Here is a 25,264-nt window from a genome sequence, read left to right on the forward strand (position 1 = left end):
GATCGGCACCGGTTTTCTCACGGGGGAGCAAGAGAGAGCATGCTGACGTACGAAGACGTCATGACGACCGACTTCGAGCTGCTGACCACGGCGGCGGGCAAGTTCGACGGCATGGCGGGTGAATTCAAGAAGGTCGAGGACCGCTACAAGGACAGCGTCCAGTCCGTCACCATGGGCCCGAACTGGCTGGGCGCCAGCGCGACGGCGGCCTACACCAACTTCGCGGCGACCCGCTACGAGTACGCGGCGGCCCAGAAACAGGCCAAGGCGATAGCCGGCCTGCTGCGAGACGCCCACGAGCAGTTCGTTGACCTCAAGAAGCGGGTCGCGTCGGCCCGGGACGACGCCGTCAAGGCCGGCATGAAGGTCTCCGAGTACGGCACGGTCTCGTACGACTACTCGAAGCTCACCGACTCCGAGCGCCGCGCCGTCCAGCACGACCCCGACCTCCGCAGCGTCGAGCAGTCCTGGGCGAAGCACATCGACGACTGCGTCAAGGCGGTCGACGACGCGGACAAGGGCGTCAAGCTGGCTCTCGAAGCGGTGGTCGTGGACTCCGTCGGCGACAAGAACGACGAGACACTCGGCACCGGATTCAACGCCCACGCCAAGGGCGACATCGAGCTGTACGAGGCCGAGAACCAGAAGGAGATCGCCACCCGGATCAACAACGGCGAGAAGGTCTCCCCGGCGGAGTGGACGGAATTCCAGAGGTCGTTCCGCGACAACTCCGACAACAAGGCCTTCAGCCAGACGTTCCTCAACGGTCTGGGCCCCGCGGGCACACTCCAGCTCAGCAACAAGCTCAACGATCTGTCCCACTCCGGCGACCGCGGTCAGCGGTCCGACTTCAAGAACATCACGCAGGGCCTTTCCCGGACGCTGGCCGGCGCGACGCGCGTACCGGAGTTCAAGGGCACGGACAGCAACGGAAAGCCGACCGTCCTCCCGTACGGGACGAAGGAGTACCAGAAAGCCTTCAGCGAGTGGTCGAAGACGTCCGACGCGAAGTTCTACAACGAGTTCCGCGACGGGCTGACCAAGGCCGGAGTCGAGAAGTACGACCTCGACGCGGCCGGGAACAAGATCGCTATCGGAACGGGTCACGGCCAGCAGGTCCGCGGCTACCAGAGCCTGGTCACTCTCATGCAACAGGGCGGCGGCTATTCGCCTCAGTTCCTGGGCGATGTCACGGACGACATGATCGCCGCGGAGAAGAAGGACAAGGACATCTGGGATCTGTACGGAAAGTTCGAGGGCAAGGAGGACGGCTGGTTCGCCAACGACCCCGTCGACGGAGCCCTCAAGGTCATGAGCCGTGATCCGGAGGCTTCCACCGGGTACCTCGACCCGGCCGCGGACGGGAACAAGGACCGACTGGAATACCTGCTGCGTGAGCGGGACTGGGACACGGTCGACACCACGACCTGGAGCGGCAACATCGAGCGGACCGGCAGCGACACCTTCGACGGAGACGTCCGGGCCGGACTGGGACTCGCGCTGGAGTCCGCCACTACGGGGCGTGAGCCCGGCGCGCCGGGTACGGAGTTCGGCCGGCATTCCGAGGCCGAGGCCCGCATCATGCACGACACGATCAACCTCATCGACTACGGCGACGCCGAAGGGAAGGAGGGGAACAACGAGCGGGTCGGCAAGGGGGACGAACTCCTCAAGGGGGAGGAGTACGCCGCTCTCCGTGATCCGCTCGCCCGGGCACTCGCCTCGTACTCCCCCGACATGGTCGACATCATCACCGGTGACGCCCCCGGCGGCAGGACCGGCAAGGGGGACGAACTGGCCGCGGGCGACGCGTCTCAGATCCAGAACAGCCGGAGCAGTCTGCTCCGGCTCATGCGCGGTGTCTCCGAGGTTCCGGACGGCTCCGAGGAGTCCACGAACTTCACCCTTCTCTATCAGGCACAGCAGGGTTACGTGTCCGAGCAGCTCGCGGGGGAGAATCTGTCGGACGACAAGACGCTGGAGAACCGGGCCGGCAAGGCGGGAGAGGTCTTCGGCGCTCTCACGGCGGTCGGCGGCGACCTGGATCTCGGCGAGCGGGACACCGCGAACAGCGAGGCCACCGACAAACGGTTCTACGGCTACCACGTAGGTGGCGGACTCATCACGGGAATCCCGGTCATCGGCGACATGGCGCAGCGGACGGTCGACATCGGACTCAACGAATGGCAGTCCGCCGTTCTCGCCGAACAGGGGCTCCTCGCCCGGGAAAACCTCAGCAACAAGAACGATGTGGCCCAGGACGCCCTCGACGGTTACTTCTCGGCATGGGGCGAGGAGAAGAATCTCGACAGTGCCTCCGTCGGAGCCGCGCAGAGGGAAGCACAGCAGAGCTACAACAGCGGACGGCAGGTTGCCTTCGAAGCTCTGCGGGAACGAAAGTGACCGACGTGACACCCACCCGGAGATGTGCACGATGAAGAAGAAATTCCTCAAACCTCTCGTGATGGCCTGTTCCCTGAGCCTGCTGGCGTTCGGTGGAATGTTCACCTGGTGGAACACCGATCTCTTCGGGGAACAGAACTTCTGTGGAGGAAAAATAGAGTCCTCCGACATCGCCTCCGTACTGGACACCAGGGGAAGGATCTCCCAGACGGCCTCCCAGGGCGGCAGCGCCGACGCTCCGGAATTCCACTGCACGATTCAGCGCACCAGTTTCCTCCTCGGCACTGACGACATGAAGGTCACGTTGAGCACCCGTACGAAGAAGGCGGACTTCCAGTTCCAGACGCGCGCCTGGCCGGACCCCGCCGGCATGTCGTTCTTCACCGGCGGAGCCACCGGTGCGGTCTCGGACACCCGAGGCTGGATCATGCTGCCGGAATCCTGCTGGGACCGGGTGGGGATGCTCTACCGGGGAAACCCTTCGCCCGGAAACGCGCAGAGCGTGACCACCGTGGAAGCTGTTCTGGACCAAGGCGAGGCGGGTCGCGAAGAGTTGGCCGGCATGCTCGCGCGTACGGCTCAGCGCGTGGCCGACGTCGCGGGGTGCTCCGGTGGCGGGAAGGCCATGGCTCCCGGCCTGCGGGACGCGGGGACATGGACGGAGACGGATCCGGGGCACGCCTGTGGTCTGGCCGGGTTCGCGCTCCCCGGTTCCGCTTTCGTCAGCGGGAAGGCGGAGAAGGGCGAGGAGCGCACGGCCGGAGATTCCGCGGAGACCTGGGCGTGCGATGTCCGGTTCAGCGGATCCAGCGAGTCGCAGGCCTCCTTCTCGGTGACTTCCGACGCGGACATCACGAAGGCAACCCTTCGGCAGAAGGATTTTCGTGATCTGCCGAACGGCACAGGCAGGATCAATCCGGACAGCGCGGTACTGAAGTGCGGCGACACCAGCGTCTATTTCGGAATGAACTGGAACGATGAGTACCGGGATCTGAACCTGGACCAAGGGAAAGATCACTACACTGAAAACAATCGGAAGCTTTTCCAGTCGTTCGTCGATGCCGCAGGGAAGAAACACCACTGCCCCGACATCAGCGTCCCCAGGCGTTAGCCGCGTGTCGGACATTCCTGTCGTTACGGTGCACGGGTGTTCCTCGTGTTTTCGACCGAGCTTTGGACAGCCCGCTTCGTGAAAGCACCAAGCTCGTGAACCGTAAGGAAGGTCATGCCCGAACAGCCCCCTCGCTGTATGCGCCGACTCCGCACCACCGGTCTGGTGATCGCTGTCGCCCTGGCCGCGGTCGGCGGGCTCGGCGCATGGCAGCTCCTCGGGAGCGGCGAGAGCCCGACGGCCTGCGACGGCCTCCTCGCGGACCAGCGGGTCCAGGAGGTGCTCGGCGAGGAGAGCCGGTCCGGGATGAGTTGTGCGGGCCTCGGCGAGGCCATCCGGAAGACAACCGTCGCCGATGCGTCGGGCCGGCACACCTCCGGGCAGGCCCTCGCTATGAGAACGGTGCTGTCGGCGCTCGCCAAGGACGTCGAGCGACGCGGGGACCACACGATCGATCCCGCTCTCCGTGGTCCCGTGGCTGACGCGCTGGCGGACTACGCGGGCGACGTCCGTGCCCTTCTCGGCACCGGAGACGCCGTGTACGTGAAGAACGGCGCCCCGTCCGCGGGTGCCTGGCAGGAGAAGGACGGCTATCACATGGCCGTGCCCCGGGACAGTCTGCTCCGGATCGCCCGAGCGGTGTCGGAGGACCCGCTCGCGTACGTCGCCGTGCGCGACGCTCAGACCTTGCGCGCCTCCGAGGCACTGTCGGACGTGGCCGAGGACGCCCGTGGCGTCGACCTGTCCGCTCCCGCGTCGATCAGCGCGCGGGTGCTGGCGACTCTGGACGCCGTGGCAGCGGACGTGCTGCGGGGCCGCGACGGCGAAGACGCGGAGGACTGGCGGAGCACGGTGGTGGCGAAGCTGGAGGACGGACCGGTCCAGCCGCCCTCGTACACGGACGATCCCGTCCGCCACCTCGTGGGGACATGGAGATCCACGGTGCGCTCGGCCAAGACCGAGGAAGCCTTCCCCGCCCTGCGGGACCAAGGTATCCGGCTCGTGGAGATCTGGTCGGTGGCCAGGAAGACGGACGACGGGACGCTGGACGGTCTGGTGCGGACCTGCCGCGCTTCCGCCGACGCTGCCTACAACGCCGCGTTTCGCTCGCTGGGTGAGTGAACTGCCCGTACGCGAAGTCCCCTTTCAGATGCCCCTTCAGATATCCCTTCAGATGCCACTCGAAGAAATACGTGACCGCCGGAGAGGCTGAGCGGTCCTGTTCCAGCTCTTCGCGGCGATGTCGCGATCAACCTCGGATGGGATTGACGTTCCATGCCCGTACGTATGCCGCGCTCCCGACGCGCACAAGGGTCGGCCGCTGTCGTGCTGACTGTTCTCGCGCTCGCCGGCGGGCTGTTCCTCATCTTCAACAGCAACACCTTCGGCCCGGAGAAAGTCTGTCACGGCAGGCTGTCGGCCGACGACGTCCAACGGGCCTTCCCCGGTACGGGGCGGCTGACCAGCGAGGACGCCGGCCAGGATCAAGGGTGCACGGTCGAACGGACGGCCGTCGGACCGGGCGCCGGCGACGTGCGGTTCTCGCTGGAGGTCTCTTCGGAGAACGCCGCCTTCCCCTTCGAACGGGGAACCTGGGCGATGTCCGCAGGCGATGACATCGTCGCCGGGGCCCTGCCCGGTTCGGCGAACGAGCGGGGCGGCTGGCTCCTGCTGCCCTCGTCCTGCACAGCACTCGCCGACTCGGCGGCTCCGGGTGACAGGACGGTGGTCCGGGCTCGCATGTGGAGCGGCACGGCGGAGCCGGCGGCCCTGGCCCGGCTCCTCGCGACGGCCGCCGCCTCGTGGACCGCCGAGTCGGACTGCGACGCGAGGGCCGCGGGCGCGCCGGGCGACGTACGGGCCGCGTCCGCCGCCTCCACGACGGACTCCGACGAGGTCTGCTCACTGCCCGGTTTCCGGCTCGGCAAGGTCACAGGGCCGAAAGGGCAGTCCGTACAGGAGCGGACGTCCGGCGACCTCGACAGCGCGTGGTTCTGCGACCTTTCCTTCACGGAGGACGAGCGGAACGGCCCGTTCACCAGGCTGGCCGTCGTGAAGGACCCGGTTCTGGCCGTGTCGCTGAAAGACCGGCACGTCGAGAAGGCCGTGTGCGGGGGCGAGGAGACGTATTTCCTGCTCGACAACGTCGACTACCCCTGGGATCCGAAGGAGCGCGCGGCGACGGGGTTTCCGTCCGAGAAGGGTCTGAGTGATCTCTTCGTCAAGGCCGCTCACGGGGCTCTCGACTGCGCGTGACGGAACTCCGGCCGCCCCGGGGCTCCCCTCACTCCGTATTGGAAGGTCCACGAGAACAACGGACAGCACCTCGTTCACACTTGAAGCATGGGAGACCCGGCAGGGCCATCGCAGTACGCAGCAGTTCGGGTGGCGCGGCACCTCGGAGGTTTACGAACGAATCGAGGTGACCTGTCCCATTGCCCGGGGGAACACCTGGGCCCGGGTCGGCGTGGACGGTGAGCACATCCCCGCATCGTCGTTCGAGGGCTTCCCGGACGGCAGCCGCCCGTCCCTGTCGTTCATGGAATTCCGGGTGGGCAGCACGCCCGTCGTCCTGAGCAGAAGACGGTGGGCCCTGACGAGGAAGGGCCGTTCGCTGCGTCTGGCCACGGCGGGCATACGTACGACTGCACGGCCGCGCGACGCGGAAAGGGCCCATGTCCTGGCCCGTGAAGGCGTACGTGTAGGTGTCGCCCGGAAGGGGGGCGGGAGCAGGAGGCGGCAGATCGTCGAGGTGACCGGTCCGGCCGAGCCGGTCGATCTCTCCATTGCGATTGTCTTCACCGGCGCCAACTTGGCCAATCTCACGCTGTCAGGAGCCGCCAGATCCACTCCGGCCAGGTTTCTGGACCTCACCTCCTGACGCCCTGGAGCGCAGAGGAGGGGGATGCGCCGTATCCGGCGTGAAGGACGCCGCCGACTACGGATACCTTGGTCTGCAACTCCGTACCGTGACGAAGAAGGGGAGGCCCCTGATGGGTACTCAGCAGGAGAAGGACGAACTGTACGCGCTGGACATCAGTGGCGTGGAGTGGCAGGGCGCTCCCGGCACCAGCCCGGACGAGGAGCGGGTGGAGATCGCCTATCTCCCGGACGGGGCCGTCGCGATGCGGTCGTCGATGGACCATGACACCGTGCTGCGGTACACCGAGGCCGAGTGGCGGGCGTTCGTCCTCGGCGCGCGGGACGGGGAGTTCGACCTGAAGTGAGCCGGGCGGCCTTGTGAGGGCCCGGCAGGGCCCCGTGGGGGCCGCGCAGGGCTTGCGCGGGGCCGGCAGGGGCCGTGAGGTCGGCAGGGGCCCGGTGGACGTCGGCAGGGGCCCCGTGGGGCCGTGGGCGTCGGCAGGAGCCCCGTGGGGCCGGCAAGGGCTCGCGGGGCCGGCAGGGCACCGGTGAGCCGTACGGTGACTGGAGGACGGCCGAGGGGCACGCCCGGTACGGTGCGTGCCCCTCCCCGTGCTTTCGGCCCGTCCGTCCCGGCCTGGGCCGGTCAGTACGCCTCGGTGAAGAACCGCGACGCCTTCACGTCCGTGGCGCGGTACCCGTCCTTGCCGCCCTCGATCAGCTTGGCGACCTTCTCCAACTGATCCCGCATGTGCGTGGCGTTGCCCTTGTACTTGCGCTGGATTCCCTCATACTCACGGTGCGCCTCACCGTCCCACGTGTCGGTGACCACCTTGAGCGCCTGGTCCATTTCCTCCAGGTCCTGGACGATGTTCTTCGAGACCGTCCGGATGCGGTTGGCCATCTCCTGGACGCTCTCGTACCGTACCCGGGTGCCCGGATCTGTGCCGGCCATGTTGTTCTCCTCGATGTGTGGTCGATCGGCCGTATGGCCGCGAGCGGATCGGTCGGGTCAGATGTTGTTGAGACCCGACGTGTTCTGGGAGGCCTCGGTCCTGGCGGCGGCGAACTGGGCCCGGACCTCGTCGTCCTGCTCATTGCTCAGGTTCTTCGTCTGGCCGACGGCGTTCTCCAGAACGGTGAGCAGACGGAGGATCGCGTCGTGATCCTCGTTGATCATCACCTGGGCGGAGACGAAGCCGGAGGCGCCGACACCCGTCCATCCGGCGTTGACCGTCGCGATGATGTCGGCCAGTTCCCTGGCCTGCTTGGAGACCTGCTGCTTGGTCTCCGTGATCTTGTTCTTCGCCTGGACGATCGGGTCGTCTGAAAGTCCGAACCCACCTGCGGGGCTGCTCATCCGGAGTCCTATCTATCGGTTCCCGGCCCGGCACACGCGATCGCCGCCGGGCTTCTTCTCTTCGCGCGCGCCGCCGGAACCGGCCGTGGTGTGTTCCCCGGACGTTGCCGTACGTACGTCGCGCTTGCCCCCGTGTCTCAGAAGAGGGGGAAGCAATGGGTGAGGATGGATTTCCCGTCGGAGGGGGCGGTACGCGTCGCTGCCCGGACGGCGGGAATCTCCTCCGCCGTCCAGCATGTCCCCCGCCATGTCAGGTCCCCCATGACCCCCGTCGACCCCATGGGCCTCATCGCACTCGTGAAGCCACGGTCACTTTAGCCATATCCCCCCTCGGCCCCAACACCGGTTTCGGGAGAGAGATCGACTTCACTCCCCGGAACTCATCACCCATCGCAAAGTGGGGCGCCCTCGTACTGCGGCGCCTCAGGCCCGCTGTCGCGGCCGACGGCGCCGTGCGCCGCGCCGTCGCAGGTCGCGCAGGACCGTGGCCGAGCCGGCGACGACCGCGACGAGCACTCCGCCGATCCCCAGGGCGTACGTGGCGTACCGTTCCGACCGTTCCTGGGCCGTCTCGGAGAGCGCGAGGTGCGCGGGCTCCGGCGCGGGCGCCTTGGGCGGGCCCGGGTCGGGGCGCGGGGACTCGGGCGCGCGGTCGTCCTCGGTCAGCGCACGGAGCGGGTCGACGACGCCCCAGCCGATGAAGTCGTCATGGCCGTTGACGCTGCGTTCGGCGGTCTGCTCGATCTGCGCGACGATCTGGTGCGCCTTCCACCCCGGGTGCTTGGCGCGCAGCAGCGCGGCGACGCCCGCGACGTACGGGGCGGAGAAACTCGTCCCGTTGTCGACGCACTGGCCGTTGCCGGGGACCGTGGAGACGATGTCCACGCCCGGCGCCGCGACCCCGACGAACGCGCCGGACTGGGAGAACGCGGCGCGCTCGTTGTTGCGGTCGGAGGCGGCGACCGCGAGGACGCCCTCGAAGGCGGCCGGGTAGGTGTTCTTGCGCCGCCCGTCGACACCGTCGTTGCCGGCCGAGGCGACGACCACGATCTCCTGGTCGAGCGCGCGGCGTACGGCGCGGCCCAGGGCGGAGTCCTCCGTCAACGGCTTCGTCGTGTCCTGGGAGATGTTGATGATGTCGGCCTTCTCGGTGATCGCGTGGTCGATCGCCTTGGCCATGGTGGTGTCCTGGCCGCTGTTCTTCTCGTCGTTCTGGCGGATCGGGATGATGGTGGCCTCAGGGGCCAGTCCGACGAACCCGGTGCCCTTACGGGGGCGCGCCGCGATGATCCCGGCGACCTTGGTGCCGTGGCCGACCTTGTCGTCCGTACCGTCGCCGTCGGCGCCCTTCTCCATCTTCTTGGCGAGGAACTCGGCTCCCGCGGAGGTGTCGACGGCCTTCCTGAGCTGCCGGTTGGTGTTGTCGACCCCTGTGTCGATGACCGCGACGCGCACGCCCTTGCCCTTGGTGTCCGCCCACAGTTCGTCGAGGATCACGCGCTGGAGCGGCCAGGGGGTGCCCTCGATCTGCTTCTTCATCGGAAACGAGCACTCGCCGCTGCCGTCGATCCCGAGGCCCCAGGACGCCACTGCCGGCCCCTCTCCGGGCGGCTCGGCCGCGTGGGCCGGAGAGAGGGCCGCCAGCCCCGTCAGGGCCGTCACAGCGGCCACCAGGGCGGTTTTCGCGCGCACGTGAGCCGCGCGCGTGTCCGGCACGCGTACGTCGGGCACGCGTACGTGAGGCATGCGTACGTGAGGCATGCGTACGTGAGGCATGCGTACGTCAGGCATCAGGTCCCGGTCCTCCCTCACGAGCCCTGCGGCTGGCGTGCGCTGTTGGTGTCGAGGCGCGGCCCCTTCGACAGGAACTCCGACCAGGCGATCGGGACCAGCGCCGGGGTGACCTTCTCGTAGCCGAGCCGTATCTGTGCGGCGCTGGGCTCGGGGCGGCCGTCCTGCTGCTCCTGCCCCTCCCCCGTGCCGATCTCCGAACGCGCGGCGTCGCTGTCCCCGTTCGCCTGGACCGCGTACCGCAGTCCGGTGTCCGTCACCAGGAAGAGCGAACCGTCGGGGTGGGTCTGCCGCCCCCGCACCTGCGTGTAGAGCAGCCCGCTGCCCGGGGTGACGTAGGTGCTCGTGCCCGCCGCGGTGACATCCGCGGGGTACTCCGTGCCGGCCCAGGTGGAGAGCGTTGCGCGGCCCTTGTCGTCGACGGAGCGGAGCACGCTGCACACGGTGTCGCGGGCGGCCTCACCGCTCTCCGTGTTGACCTGGGTGGTGCGCCGTTCGGGCCAGCGGTTCTCCGCGCCGAAGGGCTCCGTCTCCGGTGTGAGCGACTGCGCGTCCACGGTGTCGGCTTTGCCGCCCATGTCCAGGTCGCCGGTCTGCGGGGAGTTGATCAGCAGCCAGGCGGTGAACTCCGACACCGGCTGAACCTTCCCCTGAAGGACGACGTAGTGCTGCGGCCCCGCGCCGGTCTGCGCGAGCAGCACCTTCCCCACCCGGTCCTGCTCCTCGGTGAGCCCGCCGCCGACCCCCGCGTCCGCGGCGACCTCGCCCGGGATCTCGGGGAAGTCGACGGGGCTGCCGGTGTGCAGTGTGTCCAGCCAGTCGTCGGTGACGGCCTGCGGCTCCCGGCCGCCGACGAGCGCGCGGGTGAGGTTGTCGCTCGGCTTGTCGCGCACCAGATACTTCGTGCCCTCGGCGTCGACCAGGTACCGGTCGCCCTTCTGTCCCTTCACGTACAGCACCTGGGCGCCGGTCAGCCGCTGCCCGCCCTCCGTCCTGGCGAAGTCGCGGTCCGCGAAGAGGAACGCGGCCTTCTGTACGCTGCCGCCCTTGCCCCCGCCCGGCTGCTCACAGACGGCCCACCGCTTGGGTTCGGCCGCCTCCGTGTCGCTGGGCAGCCGGTCGGGCGCGTACGGAATGCCGAGGATGGGGCCGCGCGGTGGCTTGCCCGCGTCCAGGATCTTGTCGGGCACCTGGATGACCGCGAACTCCTTCGGAGTGAGCAGAAGGCGCGCGGAGGCGAGGTTCAGCACGGGGTGGAGGAGGGTCTCCTTCTGCTTCCCCTTGCCGGTGCTCAGTACGACGTAGCGGGTGGTGGAGTCCTTGCCGACGATCACCTTGGTGTCCGGCTCGGCCCAGTCCTTGGGCGCGGTGGGCTTGAACATGCCCCACGCGCCGAACCCCGCCAGGATCACCGCACCGACGATCAGACCGGGGACGACGGCGCGCAAGGGTCTGGGCGCGCCCTCCTCCGCCGCGGTGGCCGAGGGTTGGAGAAATGCGGCCACCGTGCGCTTCTTCGCGAAGGTGTACGCGTTGAGCTCATCCCGCCGTGATGCCATGAGTCCCCATCGGTGAAAAAAGGCTCGGTCGCCCCCGGGGGCAGGGCACGTCGGCATGGCCCCCGGGCCCTGCCTGACTGTCGGACCGGGCCCCTACTATGCCTGTAGACCGGGCGCGGTGGTGGGGCGGGTAGGGTGACCGGGCTGCCAACACCCTGGTCGGCCAGGGTGATCGGGACGAATTGGGGGGTTTCTCCATCATGGCTTCAGCGACGCAGACGCGGCCTGCCGCGACGGCGCCGTCCACCGCCGCCTCCCCAGGCCAGGCGACGCCCGGACTGAAGGCGCGGCCAGGGCATTTCGGACCTTTTCGAATGCAACAGCTGGTACTGATCGAGCTGGCGGCTGCTCTGCTGCTGGTGGCGTGGGTGATCAGTCCTCTGCTGCTGCTCCCGGCCGGTGTGCTCGCCACGCTGCTGGTGCTGCTCGCCCTGGTACGCAGGCACAGGCGCGCGCTGCCCGACTGGCTCGCGACGGCCCTCGCGCTGCGCGCCCGGACGCGCAGGGCCGCCTCCCTGGCGCTTCCCGCCGGTACGGAGCCGGGTCTGGCGCCCGCCGTGGAGTGTGACCCGGCGCTGCGTACGTACGCGTACAGCGACCGTGACCGGCGCCCGGTCGGGATGATCGGCGACGGTACGTTCCTGACGGTGGTGCTCCAGATCGAGTCGGACACCACGGCACTGCGCCCCGACCGCTCTACCAGACCGCTGCCGGTCCGTCTCGTACGGGACGCGCTGGACGTGGACGACGTACGGCTGGAGTCGGCCCAGATCGTGCAGCACACGCAGCCCGCGCCCGCCCCGCATCTGCCGGAGCAGTCGGTGGCGGCCCGCAACTACGCGCCACTGCAGGCCCAGACGGGCTCCCCTGCCGTGCGGATCACGTGGATAGCGCTCAAGCTCGACCCCGAACTCTGCCCCGAAGCGGTGGCGGCGCGGGGCGGCGGCCTGCTGGGCGCCCAGAAGTGTGTGGTGCGCGCGGCGGACCAGCTCTCCAGCCGTCTGGCGGGAGCCGGATTCCGCGCGGCGGTGCTGACCGAGCAGGAGCTGACCGCGGCGATAGCCGTCTCGTCATGCGCCAATCCGCTGGCGATAGCGCAGGCGGGGCGTACGGAGACGCCCGCGCGGCGGACGATGGAGACGGCGCGCACCTGGCGCTGCGACGACCGCAGGCACACCTCGTACTGGGTGGCACGCTGGCCGGAGCTGGGCGGGGGTGGTGCGCCGATGCCTCAGCTCGTCGCCCTGCTCACCTCGATCCCGGCGCTGGCCACGACCTTCAGTCTCACGCTGGGGCGCGAGGAGCGGCAGGGGGTGACGGTCAGCGGACACGTCCGGATCACGGGGCGCAGCGACGAGGAGCTGGTGACCGCCCGTCATGAACTGGAGCGTGCGGCCCGCGGGGTGAAGACCGGGCTGGTGCGTCTGGACCGCGAGCAGGTGCCCGCGATGCTCGCCACTCTTCCACTCGGGGGTACTCGCTGATGTCCGTTCCGACAACGGGGGCCGCGCCCGTACCCGCGCCGGCATCGACTTCCGCTCCGGGCGCGGGTCCGGGTCCGGGTCCGGGTCCGGCGGGGGATTCGGCTTCGATGCCAGCGAGGATGCGCGAGCCGGTCAGCGGCCGGGGGAAGCCGCGGATCGGTTTCGGGCTGCTCGGGCCCCGCCGTGAGCGCCACGCGCTCTCCCTGGACGAGTTGGAGGCGCTCGCGCTGCCGGTCGGGGACGACGGGGTGGTGATCGGCGTGGACGCGGGGAACCGGCCCGCCGTGCTCGGCGTCAACCGGCCGACTCCGTACGACATCACCCTGATCGGCGGCCTGTGGACGGCCCAGGTGCTGGTGCTGCGGGCCGCGGCGACCGGTGCGCGGATCGCGGTGGAGACGGGCCGGGCGCATGTCTGGACCGGGCTCGCGCAGGCGGCTGGTGGGGGGACGCCCTGCATCACGCTGCACGATGTGGGGCGGGTGCCGCCGCAGGGCGCCTCGGCCGGCAGCCCGGTGATCGTGGTGCGGGACTGCGGGATGCGGCCGCCGCGCGGGCGCGTGGTGTCGGCGCCGTGGCAGTCGGTGCTGACGCTGCTGCCGTATCTCAGCCCGGTGGCACCGCGGCTGATGGAGAAGTCGGCGCTCGTCGGCCTCCAGCGGGTGTCGCCGGACGAGGCGGCGCAGATCGGCCGGATCATGAGCCTGCCGCGCGCCGAGGCGGAGGCGCTGTCGACGCTCTCCGACGGGGTCACCCTCTGGTGCACCGCGCGGGACCGGCAGTTCGTGATGACGCAGGCGACGGACGCCGAGACCGGATTGTTGGGCAGCGCGCGCCGGATGGACTGAGGCGGCGCGATACGCGCACGATGCCGCGCGCCCGGTGCGGTTCCGCCCGCCGTCGCGGTGGCCGATGTACCGATTCGGCCACTCTTGCGCGCCCTCGTACCCCGGCGTACCCGCCCCGTACAGCGCCGGAATCCCACGCTCCGCGCCACGAGGCCCACTTGGGGGCAGGAGGCGAGGTGCGGGACGGGCGTTGACGGGGCGGTCCGCCCTGCCGTATCGGCGCCGTTGGCGATTAGGGTGGGTGGGGGCGCGGGAGCAGAGAACCTGCGGGCAGACCGGCCGCGCCGCAAGGGGAAGAGCCGGGCGGACCGGAGTGACGGATTTCGGCCGCCCCCACCCACCACGGCACAAGGGTGCTCGACCACACCAGGAGGCAAAGTGAACGGCGATCGGGACGAGATCCGCGGCGGCTGGAACCGGCCCGCCGCGGACGATCAGTCCGACGCGGAGCCCGAGATGACGGGTGAGTTCACCATCGACTACACCCCGCCCGCCTGGTACACGCAGAACGCGCCGGGGGACACGACCGGTGGTGGTGCGACGAGCGCACCGGCCTTCACGAACTCTCCCCCGCCGCCCGGCGGCGCGCCCGTCGCGGTGCCGGGGCTGCCCGCGGGCAGCGGCTTCGAACCCAACTGGGCGCCGCAGCCTCCTTCCCCGCCCGCGCCGCAGCCCGGGGCCGAGCCTGCCCGCGCCGCGGAACCCGTGGCTCCGGCGGTTGCGGCCTCCGCGTCCGGAGCGCCGGAGCCGTTCGGTGGTGGCGATGTGGAGAGCGGCGCGACGATGCGGTTCTCCCCGACGGCGCTGAAGCGTGAGATGGAGAAGCACGAGGCGGCGAAGGACGGCGCGTCGGCACCGGGGGAGGCCGACACACGGCCGAACGCCGACGCACGGCCGGAGCCTGCCACGGGTGCGGGTACGCGGACTGGTGGGGACGGTGCGGACAGCGCCGCCCCGGCGGACGTGAAGGACGCGAGCGGCGCGCCGAGTACGCCCGGTGACGGGCCGGACGGTGGGGCGACGGACACCGGCGCGGCGGAGAACACGAGCGCCCCGTCCGGAGCGTCCGCCTCTCAAGAGACATCCACCGCCCCGTACGGTGCGAACGGGGCAGTGGCCGACGACGGCGCGACCGACGGGGTCACGGCGCCGGACGTCGCGCCGGGTCCGGCCGAACCGGGCGCGGACAACGGCGCCACGGACGGAGCGACATCGGACGCGGCTCCCGAGCCCGCCCCTGAGCCGGAAGCCCCTTCCAGGGCGCCTGCCGGGGCCGTCTCCGAGACCGCCGACGACGGCATCTCGGACGCGATCCCCGCGTCTCTGAAGGACAACGCCGCCGACGAGCCCTCCGACGCGGTGCCCGCGGCCGAGCCGGCGGACGCCGCGGCCGGTGCGGCCGACGCCGAGGTCGCCGACGCCGTCCCGCAGGACGCGTTCCCGGCCGACCAGCCCCATGACACCCCCCCGGCCCCCGCGCCGGCCCAGCCCTGGGCACCCCAGCCGGGCGCCGGACCGGGCGCCGGACTGCCGCCGCTCCCGCCCGCGTTCCAGCCGGCCGCGCCGACGGCTGCACCGCAGTGGCCCGTATCGGCGCAGTCCGCCGAGCAGTCCGCCTCGCCGCAGAGCCCGCCTCCTGCGGCCCAGGCGCAGGCGCAGCCCCTGGACCAGCCCCAGGCTCAGCCTCCGAGTACGCCTCAGGGGCAGCCTCAGGGCGCGCCCGCGTGGCCCGCGCTGCCCCCCGCCCCGCAGCAGCCGCAGGGGGGCTACGGCTTCCCCCAGCAGGCGATCCCGGCCGGGGGCCCGTCGGCCGCCGCCGCCGTACCGGTGCCGCCCTCTCCCGTACCGCCTGCCCCCGTACCGCCCGCGCCGCAGCCGCCCGCCTCGCTGCCGCCCGTGGCGTCCGCGCCTCCGACGGGCCCCGGGCCGCAGCTTCCGGCCCAGAACGCTCCCGTACCGCCCGCCGGTTACGGCTTCCCCCAGCAGGGGCACCCGGGCCTCCCCGTCCCGGCGACCGGGGCGCATCCGCCCGCGCCGCAGAGCGGTTACGGATTCCCTCAGCAGGGCGGTTACGGATTCCCTCAGCAGCAGGGCGGGCCGGGCTCGGACGCTTCCGTACCGCCGTCCGCACCGGGGCCCCATCCGCCCGCGCCCGCCACGCCGCACCAGCTCCACCAGGCGCTGCCGCAGGCCGCGCCCGGTGCGCCGCCCGTCGATCCCCGTACCGGCGCGGGGTGGCCCTCCGCCGTCGCGCCCGACCACCGCGAACGCTCCGTACCGGGCGCTCCGCTCGGCTACACGGCGGCCGTGGAACTGTCCTCGGACCGGCTGCTACGCAACAACAAGCAGAAGGCCAAGAGCAGCCGGGGCCCGTCCGGCGGCCGCTTCAAGATCGGAGGGAAGGCCGCGGAGGCCGAGCGGCAGCGCAAGCTCGACCTGATCCGTACGCCGGTGCTCTCCTGCTACCGGATCGCGGTCATCAGCCTCAAGGGCGGCGTCGGCAAGACCACGACGACGACCGCGCTGGGTTCGACGCTCGCCTCCGAGCGGCAGGACAAGATCCTGGCGATCGACGCCAACCCCGACGCCGGCACGCTCGGCCGCCGTGTGAGGCGCGAGACCGGGGCGACCATCCGGGACCTGGTGCAGGCTATCCCGCACCTTCACAGCTACATGGACATCCGCCGGTTCACCTCGCAGGCCTCGTCCGGCCTGGAGATCATCGCCAACGACGTGGACCCGGCCGTCTCCACGACGTTCAACGACGAGGACTACCGGCGCGCGATCGACGTCCTCGGCAAGCAGTACCCGATCATCCTCACGGACTCGGGCACCGGCCTGCTCTACAGCGCGATGCGCGGCGTGCTGGACCTCGCCGATCAGCTCATCATCATCTCGACGCCCTCCGTGGACGGTGCGAGCAGTGCGTCGACGACCCTCGACTGGCTCTCCGCGCACGGGTACGCCGATCTCGTACAGCGGTCCCTGACGGTCATCTCCGGGGTCCGCGAGACCGGCAAGATGATCAAGGTGGACGACATCGTGCAGCACTTCGAGACGCGCTGCCGCGGCGTCGTCGTGGTGCCGTTCGACGAGCACCTCTCGGCGGGCGCCGAGGTGGACCTCGACATGATGCGCCCCAAGACGCGCGAGGCGTACTTCAACCTTTCGGCGCTGGTCGCCGAGGACTTCGTACGGGCGCAGCAGGCGCAGGGGCTGTGGACGGCGGACGGCCAGCCGCCGCCGCACCTCGCGCCGCCGATGCCGGGCTACCAGGGCCAGCCGGCCCAGGGGCAGGCAACGGCGCCGTACGGACAGCCGCCGCAGGGCCCGCCGTACGGGCAGCCGACGCACGGTCAGGCGCCGTACGGGGCGCCGGTCCAGGGCCAGCCGCACTCGGGCCAGCCGGTCCAGGGCCAGCCGTATCCGCCTCAGCAGTACCCGCAGCCGCCGGTGCCGCAGCAGGCGCAGCCCCCGTACCCTCCTCAGCAGCAGCCTCCGGCATACCCGTACCCGCCGCAGCAGCCGTACGCCGGGCCGCAGCCCGGTCCGGGTGTCCAGCAGGGGTGGCAGCAGTCCCCGCCCTCCCAGGCGCAGTCCCCCGCAGGCCCGGCGGGGCCGCCGCAGCCCCAGCCCGGGCAGTCGGCCGATCCGGACTCGTACGGTCTGCGCCCCCCGCACGCCGCGCCGCACGCCGCGCCCGCGGACCCGCCGGAGGAACCCGAACGGCGGCGCCCCGTACCGCCGGCCTGGTGGTCCCAGCAGCAGCCCCCAGGGGCACCGCCAGCGTCTCAGCAGTAGGGCGTCAGAGGTAGAGACCAATGAGGGGCCGCACCGTCTTCACGGTGCGGCCCCTCAGCGCATTCCCGCAGACCACACGGGGTTTGGGCGGCCGTTGACGCGGCAGGGAAGCGCTGATAAACCTTCGCTTCACCAGTTGACGAACCAGCATCAACCCGGCTTCTCCGTGCGAGCGACAACACGAGGTCACCGTCCCATGGTCGAAAGAGTTCCGCCGCGTACGCCGCGGCAGGCCGCGCCCCGGCCCGTGCACCGGCCCGAACCCCGCCCCGTACGGCAGCGCAGCCGTCCCCGCCTCCGTCATCTCCTGGCCTCCGTCGCCGCCTCCGCTGCGCTGGTCGCCGGATCGGTGGTCCCGCTCGGCCCGCTTCTCCCGGCGCCGCAGCAGGCCCGGGCCGCCGACGGCAAGAACGTGCTCACCGTCGCGGTCAGCCAGAGCATCGACTCGCTCAGCCCGTTCCTGGCGCAGCGGCTGACCAGTACCAGCATCTTGCGGCTGGCCAACGAATACCTCGTCAACTATGACCCGAAGGACGCGCACCCGATCCCCGGCTTCGCGACCGCGTGGAAGTCGTCCGCCGACAAGTTGACGTGGACGTTCACCATCCGTGGGGACTCGAAGTGGTCCGACGGGAAGAAGGCGACGGCCGAGGACGCCGCCTGGACGTTCAACAAGATGATGACGGACCCGAACGCCGCCACGGCCAACGGCAACTTCACCGCCAACTTCGATCAGGTCACCGCGCCCGATCCCGCCACGCTGGTCGTCAAGCTGAAGAAGCCCCAGGCGACCATGACGGCGCTCGACGTGCCGATCGTGCCGAAGCACATCTGGGAGAAGGTCGGTGACTTCTCGAAGTTCAACAACGACAAGACGTTCCCGATCGTCGGAAACGGTCCGTTCGTCATCACGGACTACAAGGTCGACCAGTACGTCAGGCTCAAGCCCAACAAGGACTTCTGGCGTGGCGCCCCCAAGTTCGACGAACTGGTGTTCAAGTACTACAAGGACGGGGACGCGGCCGTCGCGGCGCTCCAGAAGGGCGAGGTGTCCTTCGCCTCCAACCTGACCCCGGCCCAGGCCACGGCGCTCAGGAGCGCCAAGGACATCAAGGTGAACAACGCCCCGGGGCGGCGCTTCTACGCGCTCGCCACCAACCCGGGCGCACGGTCGAAGGACGGGAAGGAGTTCGGCAACGGGAACGCCGCGCTGCTCGACCCGGCGGTGCGCAAGGCGCTCTTCCAGGCCGTGGACCGCGGCACGATCATCGACAAGGTCTTCCAGGGGTACGCGGTCGAGGGCCAGGGGTACATCCCGCCGCGCTTCGCGTCGTACTTCTGGCAGCCCTCGGACAGCCAGAAGATCGCGTACGACCCGGCCGCGGCGGCGAAGACGCTCGACGACGCCGGCTACCGGAAGAACGGCGACGGCAAGCGTCTGGGCAAGGACGGCAAGCCGCTGAACTTCCGGATCCTCTGCCATGCCACAGACCCGAACGACAAGTCGATCGGCAAATACCTCCAGGAGTGGTGGGGCACGCTCGGCATCGGGCTGAAGGTCGAGTGCCTCGACAATGTCTCCGACCCCTGGCTGGCCGGTGACTACGACCTCGCCTTCGACGGCTGGTCCGTCAACCCCGACCCCGACTTCGTCCTCTCCATCCACACCTGCGGGTCGCTGCCCGCCACGCCGAAGGACAGCGGCGCGACGGACAACTTCATCTGTGACAAGAAGTTCGACGAGCTGTACGCGCGGCAGTCGGCGGAGTACGACACCGCCAAGCGGGCGGATCTCGTCAAGCAGATGGAGTCACGGCTGTACGACACCGGGTACATGAACGTCATGGCGTATCCGAACGCGGTCGAGGCGTACCGCACCGACCAGATCAAGTCGATCACGACGATGCCGGAGACCGCCGGGAACATCTGGGGCCAGGACGGCTACTGGAGCTGGTGGTCCGCGACGCCCGCCGACGCCGGCGACGGCTCGGGAGGCTCCTCCTCGACCGGTGTGCTGATCGGGATCGGCGCCGTGGTGGTGGTCGCGGCGGCGCTCGGGGGCTTCTTCGTACTGCGGCGCCGGTCCACCGCGGAAGACCGTGAATAGCCCATGAGCGCCGCGAGCACGCCCGGTACGGTGCGCGACGCCGCGGGGGGCGGCCCGGTGGGGACCGGGCCGTCCGGCCCCGCCGCCAGCGCCGCGTCGGGCACCAGGACCGCGTATCCGCTCTATATGGCGGGGAAGCTGGGCGGGGCGCTCGTGTCGCTCTTCGCCGTCCTCGTCACCAGCTTTTTCCTCTTCCGGGTCCTCCCCGGCGACCCGGTCAAGGCGATGACCCACGGGGTTCCGACGTCCGCCGAGCAGTTGGCGACGCTGCGCCGCCAGTTCGGTCTGGATCTGCCGCTGTGGCAGCAGTTCACCGACTACTGTGCCAAGGCGCTCAGCGGTGATCTGGGCACCTCGTACCAGTTCCACGCGCCGGTGGGCGAGCTGATCGTCCAGAAGCTGCCCGCGACGCTGCTGCTCACGGGCGTCGCCGTGGTGATCTACTCGGCGCTCGGTCTCTGGCTCGGTACGCGCTCCGCGTGGCGCAACGGCAGCCTCGGCGACCGGCTCAACACCGGCGTGGCGCTCACCCTGTGGTCCGTACCCGCCTTCTGGCTCGGACTGCTGCTGATCATCTTCTTCTCGGTGGGTATAGGGCCGATCCCCGGCATGTTCCCCACTGGGGGGATGGAGTCGGGCGACACGACCGGCTTCGCGTACGTCGTGGACGTGGCACATCACATGGTGCTGCCAGTGGCCACGCTGGTCGCGGTGGGCTACGCGCAGACACTGCTCGTCATGCGGTCCTCCCTGCTGGACGAGATGGGCAGCGACTATCTGGCGACGGCGCGCGCGAAGGGCCTGCGGGACGACCTGGTACGCCGCCGGCACGCGGTGCCCAACGCCATGCTGCCCACCGTCACGATGGTCTTCATCAACCTGGGTCATGTGGCGGCCGGTTCGATCCTCGTCGAGACGGTGTTCTCCTGGCCAGGGCTGGGCGGGCTGTTCTACTCGGCGCTGAGCGTGCCGGACCTGCCCCTCGTCCAGGGGCTGTTCGTCGTCTTCGCCGGGGCGATGATCCTGATGAACCTCCTCGCCGACCTGCTGTATCCGCTGCTCGATCCCCGGGTGGGCCGATGACTCTGGAGAAGACCCCGCCGACGCCGCCCGTCCCGCCCGGGTCGGCCTCGTCGTCCGATGCCGGGCCCTCGGGTGCGGAGCCGTCGAGTGCCGCACCGTCGGATACGCCGCCGTCCGCCGCAGCGCTCGCCTGGGCGCGGCGGCGCGGCTCGGCGGCCCGCTTCTGGGCGCAGTACCGCACGCACCGTGCGGGGCTCTTCGGCCTCGCGGGGCTCGCCCTCATCGCGCTGCTCGCCCTTGGTGCGCCGTTGCTCGTCGGCAGCGACGTGGCGAGTGTGACGGATGCGCCGGGAACGGCCCTGGAGAAGCCCAGCGGCGCGTTCCCGCTCGGTACGGACCAGTTCGGCCGGTCACTGCTGGGGCTGCTGATCTGGGGGGCGCGGGTCTCGCTGACGGTCGGCCTGCTGGCCGCGGCGCTCTCGGTGGCCATCGGCACACTGATCGGTGTCGTGGCCGGGCACTACGGCGGCTGGTTCGCCACCGTGGTCATGCGGATCACGGACTGGTTCCTGGTCATGCCGACCCTGGTGCTGGCCATCGTGCTGGCGACGGTCATGTCCCGGTCCGTCTGGACGGTGATCCTGGCGATCGGAGTCACGAGCTGGCCGACGACGGCGCGGCTGGTCCGGGCGCAGACGATCGCCGTCGAGTCCCGCCCGTACATCGAACGGGCTCGCGCCCTCGGCGGCGGACACCGCCACGTCATGACGCGCCACGTGCTGCCCAATGTGATGCCCCTGGTCCTCGCCCAGACGACGCTGGGCATCTCCAGCGCCATCCTGACGGAGGCGACGCTCGCCTTCCTCGGCCTCGGCGACCCGATCATCATCTCGTGGGGCGGCATGCTCCAGGACGCGCGCGAGGCGGGCGCGGTGTCGTCCGGGCACTGGTGGTACCTGGCGCCGCCCGGTATCGCGATCGCGTTCGTCGCGCTCGCCTTCACACTCTGCGGCCGTGCCGTCGAGGCCGTGCTCAACCCGAAGCTGGGGGTTCCCCGTTGACCAACACGACCGGCGTGACCCCGCAGGAGGGCGCGGGAGGCGCCGTCAGCCTGCTGGAGGTCAGGAACCTCCGGGTGACGTACGGCACGGGGCCCACCGCCGTGCCCGCCGTACGGGGCGTCGACCTGACCGTCGAGTCCGGCAGCAAGCTGGGCATCGCGGGCGAGTCCGGATGCGGCAAGTCCACGCTGGCCCTGGCGCTGCTCCGGCTGCTGCCGCCCGCGGCGAAGCTCTCGGGGGAGATCCTGCTCGACGGTGAGGACGTCCTCACCATGAAGTGGGGCCGGCTGCGCGCCGTACGGTGGGCGGGCGCGTCGATCGTCTTCCAGGGCGCGATGCACTCGCTCAACGCGGTGCACCGGATCGGCGACCAGATCGCCGAACCGTTGCTGCTGCACGGGCGCGCCACCCCTGGCGCCGCGCGGGCACGCGCCGCCGAGCTGCTGGAGCAGGTGGGGCTCTCCACGGCCCGCGCCGACGCGTATCCGCACGAGCTGTCCGGCGGCCAGCGCCAACGCGTCATGATCGCGATGGCGCTCGCCTGCGATCCGCGCCTGATCGTCGCGGACGAGCCGACCACGGCGCTCGACGTGATGATCCAGGCGCAGATCCTGCGGCTGATCGAACAACTGGTCGCCGAGAAGAACATCAGCCTGCTGATGATCAGTCACGACCTGGCCGTGCTGGCGGACACCTGCGACCGGCTCGCCGTGATGTACGCGGGCCGGATCGTCGAGGAGGGCCCCGCACGGGGCGTGTACGACGCGGCGGAGCACCCCTACGGTCGCGCCCTCTCGGCCGCCTTCCCCCGGATCGGGGACCTCGCGTCGCGCCGTGCGCCGCGCGGGCTGCCCGGCGACCCGCCGGATCCGGCGGCGCTGCCGTCCGGCTGTACGTTCCATCCGCGCTGCCCCGTCGCGCTGGACTCCTGCGCCCGCGACGACCAGGAACTGCGCGACGTGGGCCCCGGGCGGAGCGCGGCGTGCGTACGGGCGGGCGCGCCGATCGCGGCAGACATGGCGGGCACGGCGGGCACCGTGGAGCCGTCGCCGTGACGGCGGGCGCCGTACGCCGCGCCGCGCCGCGGCGACGTCCACGATCGACGTGGCCGTCACCGTGCGGCCGGCCCACCGTACGCGTCGCGCCGTACGCCGCGTACGGCCCGCTGAGCACCGCCCTGTACCGCGCGCCGTACGGGGCGGGTACGGGGTCGCCTACGGAGCACGTATCACCGCGGCGTACGGCGTGCGACGGAACGTATCTGCACCGCCTCGCCCGGACGACCCGTCGCGCGCCATCCCCTTCGTACACACCACGCGCCGCGCACCACCGCCGTACGGTCCGGCGACGCGCCCCTGTGGTCCGTGCGGCCTCCGGACGGCCATTCCTCAGGAGCCAGCCATGACGACCTCCCCCGCACCCTCCCCGCACCCCGCACCGACGGCGCTGCTCTCCGCCGCCGGGCTGAGCGTGACCTTTCAGGGGCGGCGTGGCGCCGCGCCCGCCCGCGCCGTCGACGGGGTAGACCTCGACATCGCCCCCGGGGAGATCGTCGCCCTGGTCGGCGAGTCGGGCTGCGGGAAGACCACCCTGGCGCGTTCGCTGCTCGGTCTGGTGCCGCCCACGGCGGGCGGGGTCGCCTTCGCCGGGGAGCCGCTGGGGTACGGTTCGCGTGCCCTCAAGGCGTACCGCAGACGCGTCCAGCTCGTGCTCCAGGACCCGAGCGGTTCGCTCAACCCGCGCCACACCGTGTACGACGCGGTCGCCGAGGGCCTGCGGATCCACGGCTACCCGGGCGACGAGCGCGCCGCCGTCGCGGAGGCGCTGGCCCGCGCGGGGCTTCGGCCGCCCGAGCGCTTCTTCCTTCGCTACCCGCACGAGCTGTCGGGCGGGCAGCGCCAGCGCGTCGTCATCGCGGGCGCGCTGGTCCTGAAGCCCGAGATGATCGTGGCGGACGAGCCGGTGGCGTCCCTGGACGCCTCCGTACGGGGCGAGATCCTGGCACTGCTGCTTTCACTGCGCGACGAACTCGGGCTCTCCGCGCTGGTGGTGACGCACGATCTGGGGCTCGCCTGGAACATCGCGGACCGGGTGGCCGTGATGTATCTCGGCCGGATCGTGGAGACGGGCCCCGTCGAGGACGTCCTGACGGCGCCTCAGCACCCGTACACGCAGGCACTGCTCTCGGTGCTGCCGGAGTCGGACGGCGCCCCGGTCGTCCTCATGGGCGAGCCGCCGGACCCGTCCCGGATCCCGGAGGGCTGCCGCTTCCACGCGCGGTGCCAGGTGCTCGCGTCGGGCGCGGCGGAGCGCGCGGGTGTCGCGGACCGCTGCCGTACGGCGCCGCTGCCGGTACTGACGGGCGGTTCCGGGGCGCAGGTGGCCTGCCATGTCGCGACGGCGGGGCGGGCGGCGGACTGACGGCCCCCGGCCGGGCGCGCCACGGGGCCGCGGTAGGGGGCGCGATACGGGGTGACGTCACGGGGCGCGCCGCCGCGCCGTACGGGGCGTCAGCACAGGGCGCGGTACAGGGCGGCATCACGCACCACGGCGCGCGCGGTACAGGGCAGCGTCACGCCCCGTACGGAGCCCCCGGCGGGACCGGCTCCGTACCTCCCTACGAAGCGTCGTACGCCTCCGTCAGGGCCCTCGCGCGCTTCACGTCATCGCCCATGGCGTCGAGCAGCGCCTCGATGGACTCGAACTTCTGCATCCCGCGCACGTAGGAGAGGAAGTCAACCATGACGTGGAGCCCGTACAGGTCCAGCCCCACCCGGTCGATCGCATACGCCTCGACACTCCGGTCGACGCCCTCGAACTGCGGGTTCGTGCCCACGGAGATCGCCGCGGGCATCCGCTCGCCGTTGGCCGTGAGCCATCCCGCGTAGACGCCGTCGGCGGGGATCGCCGTGTGCGGCAGGGTCTCCACATTGGCCGTCGGGAAGCCGAGTTCGCGGCCGCGCTGCGCGCCGCGCACCACCACGCCCTCGACACGGTGCGGCCGGCCCAGGATCTCCGCCGCGCCCTCGACGTCCCCCTCGGCGACGAGGCGGCGGGTCAGCGTGGAGGAGAAGGGTTCGCCGCCGCCCGCCGCACCGCTCACGTACAGGTCGACGACCTCGACCTCATAGTCGTACGAAGCGCCCAGGTCCGCGAGGACGGCGACGTTGCCCGCCGCCTTGTGGCCGAAGCGGAAGTTCGGCCCCTCGATGACGGCGCGGGCGTGCAACTTGTCGACGAGCACCTTCACGATGAAGTCGGCGGGCGAGAGTTTCGAGAACTCCAGTGTGAACGGCAGGATCAGCAGCGCGTCCACGCCCAGCTCCGCCATCAGCTCCGCGCGCCGGTGGTGCGGGGCGAGCAGGGGCGGGTGGCTGCCGGGGCGCACGACCTCGCTGGGGTGCGGGTCGAAGGTCACCACGACCGACGGGACGCCCAGCTCCCGCGCCCGCTCGACGGCCCGTCCGATGATGAGCTGATGCCCGCGGTGCACGCCGTCGTAGGAGCCGATGGTGACGACGCTGCGCCCCCAGTCCTGGGGGATGTCCTCCAAGCCACGCCAGCGCTGCACTGAGACCGCTCCTCGCCCGAACCCATGTACGTCATTTCCAGTTACGCAATGCTAAGAGTGCCATGCCCCGCGCTCGCGCCCCCCAATGCCCCCGCGGTGCACTCCGCACGCCCCGCTGAAGGGGCCGAAGGGGCCGTCCGTGGGACAGGGATCCTTCTCGGAGGGGGCCGTGGGGCGGGCGGGCGAGCCGGCCCCCCCCACCGCGCGGGTGCCCCGGGCCGGCCACCCGGCGGACCCCGAGGGATCACCCGCAGACGGCGAGGCTCTTCGCCGTGCCGGGCTG

At 70.9% G+C, this 25,264-nt stretch carries 19 protein-coding genes; 14 read left to right on the forward strand and 5 right to left on the reverse strand.

The features are described from left to right. Positions 1-39 precede the first annotated feature (39 nt). The 6 genes from ACIQ7D_RS25590 to ACIQ7D_RS25615 all read left to right on the forward strand — a co-directional run bounded on the left by ACIQ7D_RS25590 (position 40) and on the right by ACIQ7D_RS25615 (position 6,741). Entirely contained in the window at positions 40-2,403 is a 2,364-nt protein-coding gene (locus ACIQ7D_RS25590; RefSeq protein ID WP_403941222.1) for a hypothetical protein, read from the forward strand. A gap of 31 nt (positions 2,404-2,434) precedes the next feature. Then, the gene (locus tag ACIQ7D_RS25595; protein ID WP_403941224.1) at positions 2,435-3,514 is read left to right on the forward strand and encodes a hypothetical protein; all 1,080 of its coding nucleotides are present in this window, start codon (positions 2,435-2,437) and stop codon (positions 3,512-3,514) included. Positions 3,515-3,628: 114 nt separating this feature from the next. Next, the gene (locus ACIQ7D_RS25600) at positions 3,629-4,636 is read left to right on the forward strand and encodes a hypothetical protein (RefSeq protein ID WP_403941226.1); all 1,008 of its coding nucleotides are present in this window, start codon (positions 3,629-3,631) and stop codon (positions 4,634-4,636) included. Between the two features lie 204 nt (positions 4,637-4,840). Continuing rightward, positions 4,841-5,770, forward strand: coding sequence for a hypothetical protein (locus ACIQ7D_RS25605; RefSeq protein WP_403941228.1), 930 nt, complete (start codon positions 4,841-4,843; stop codon positions 5,768-5,770). Between the two features lie 166 nt (positions 5,771-5,936). Then, entirely contained in the window at positions 5,937-6,395 is a 459-nt protein-coding gene (locus ACIQ7D_RS25610; protein ID WP_403941230.1) for a hypothetical protein, read from the forward strand. Between the two features lie 112 nt (positions 6,396-6,507). After that, positions 6,508-6,741: a DUF397 domain-containing protein gene (locus ACIQ7D_RS25615; RefSeq protein WP_403941232.1), complete on the forward strand. Its 234-nt coding sequence runs from the start codon at positions 6,508-6,510 to the stop codon at positions 6,739-6,741. 281 nt (positions 6,742-7,022) lie between these two features. On the opposite strand, the gene ACIQ7D_RS25620 is transcribed toward ACIQ7D_RS25615, so the two are convergent. The 4 genes from ACIQ7D_RS25620 to eccB all read right to left on the reverse strand — a co-directional run bounded on the left by ACIQ7D_RS25620 (position 7,023) and on the right by eccB (position 11,086). Further along, positions 7,023-7,331, reverse strand: coding sequence for a WXG100 family type VII secretion target (locus ACIQ7D_RS25620; protein WP_403941234.1), 309 nt, complete (start codon positions 7,329-7,331; stop codon positions 7,023-7,025). Between the two features lie 57 nt (positions 7,332-7,388). Continuing rightward, positions 7,389-7,736, reverse strand: coding sequence for a WXG100 family type VII secretion target (locus tag ACIQ7D_RS25625; protein WP_403941236.1), 348 nt, complete (start codon positions 7,734-7,736; stop codon positions 7,389-7,391). 423 nt (positions 7,737-8,159) lie between these two features. Then, the gene (gene mycP / locus ACIQ7D_RS25630) at positions 8,160-9,407 is read right to left on the reverse strand and encodes a type VII secretion-associated serine protease mycosin (protein ID WP_403941238.1); all 1,248 of its coding nucleotides are present in this window, start codon (positions 9,405-9,407) and stop codon (positions 8,160-8,162) included. 137 nt (positions 9,408-9,544) lie between these two features. After that, a complete protein-coding gene (gene eccB, locus ACIQ7D_RS25635; RefSeq protein ID WP_403941240.1) occupies positions 9,545-11,086 on the reverse strand; it encodes a type VII secretion protein EccB in 1,542 nt (513 codons plus the stop codon). 200 nt (positions 11,087-11,286) lie between these two features. On the opposite strand from eccB, the gene eccE reads away from it, so the two are divergent. The 8 genes from eccE to ACIQ7D_RS25675 all read left to right on the forward strand — a co-directional run bounded on the left by eccE (position 11,287) and on the right by ACIQ7D_RS25675 (position 23,831). Beyond that, positions 11,287-12,570 (forward strand): type VII secretion protein EccE, encoded by a 1,284-nt coding sequence (gene eccE / locus ACIQ7D_RS25640; protein ID WP_403941242.1) that lies wholly within the window; start codon positions 11,287-11,289, stop codon positions 12,568-12,570. Positions 12,571-12,677: 107 nt separating this feature from the next. Beyond that, entirely contained in the window at positions 12,678-13,418 is a 741-nt protein-coding gene (locus tag ACIQ7D_RS25645) for a hypothetical protein (RefSeq protein WP_403941244.1), read from the forward strand. 378 nt (positions 13,419-13,796) lie between these two features. Beyond that, positions 13,797-17,219: an SCO5717 family growth-regulating ATPase gene (locus tag ACIQ7D_RS25650; RefSeq protein WP_403941246.1), complete on the forward strand. Its 3,423-nt coding sequence runs from the start codon at positions 13,797-13,799 to the stop codon at positions 17,217-17,219. A gap of 196 nt (positions 17,220-17,415) precedes the next feature. Continuing rightward, positions 17,416-19,326 (forward strand): ABC transporter substrate-binding protein, encoded by a 1,911-nt coding sequence (locus ACIQ7D_RS25655; protein ID WP_403941248.1) that lies wholly within the window; start codon positions 17,416-17,418, stop codon positions 19,324-19,326. Between the two features lie 3 nt (positions 19,327-19,329). Then, positions 19,330-20,409, forward strand: coding sequence for an ABC transporter permease (locus ACIQ7D_RS25660; protein ID WP_403941250.1), 1,080 nt, complete (start codon positions 19,330-19,332; stop codon positions 20,407-20,409). Beyond that, positions 20,406-21,410 carry an ABC transporter permease gene (locus tag ACIQ7D_RS25665; RefSeq protein WP_403941252.1) on the forward strand — a complete coding sequence of 335 codons (1,005 nt, stop codon included), beginning with the start codon at positions 20,406-20,408 and terminating at the stop codon, positions 21,408-21,410. Before ACIQ7D_RS25660 ends, ACIQ7D_RS25665 begins: the two co-directional genes overlap by 4 nt. Then, complete coding sequence (locus ACIQ7D_RS25670; protein ID WP_403941254.1) at positions 21,407-22,465, forward strand: ABC transporter ATP-binding protein; 1,059 nt, start codon at positions 21,407-21,409, stop codon at positions 22,463-22,465. The genes ACIQ7D_RS25665 and ACIQ7D_RS25670 overlap by 4 nt, the downstream gene beginning before the upstream one ends. 346 nt (positions 22,466-22,811) lie before the next feature. Further along, the gene (locus ACIQ7D_RS25675) at positions 22,812-23,831 is read left to right on the forward strand and encodes an ABC transporter ATP-binding protein (protein WP_403941256.1); all 1,020 of its coding nucleotides are present in this window, start codon (positions 22,812-22,814) and stop codon (positions 23,829-23,831) included. 196 nt (positions 23,832-24,027) lie between these two features. On the opposite strand, the gene ACIQ7D_RS25680 is transcribed toward ACIQ7D_RS25675, so the two are convergent. Continuing rightward, the gene (locus ACIQ7D_RS25680) at positions 24,028-24,981 is read right to left on the reverse strand and encodes a bifunctional riboflavin kinase/FAD synthetase (RefSeq protein ID WP_403941258.1); all 954 of its coding nucleotides are present in this window, start codon (positions 24,979-24,981) and stop codon (positions 24,028-24,030) included. Positions 24,982-25,264: the final 283 nt, after the last annotated feature.

Origin of the sequence: Streptomyces sp. NPDC096310, assembly GCF_044763125.1 — a bacterium.
Taxonomy (GTDB): Bacteria; Actinomycetota; Actinomycetes; order Streptomycetales; family Streptomycetaceae; genus Streptomyces.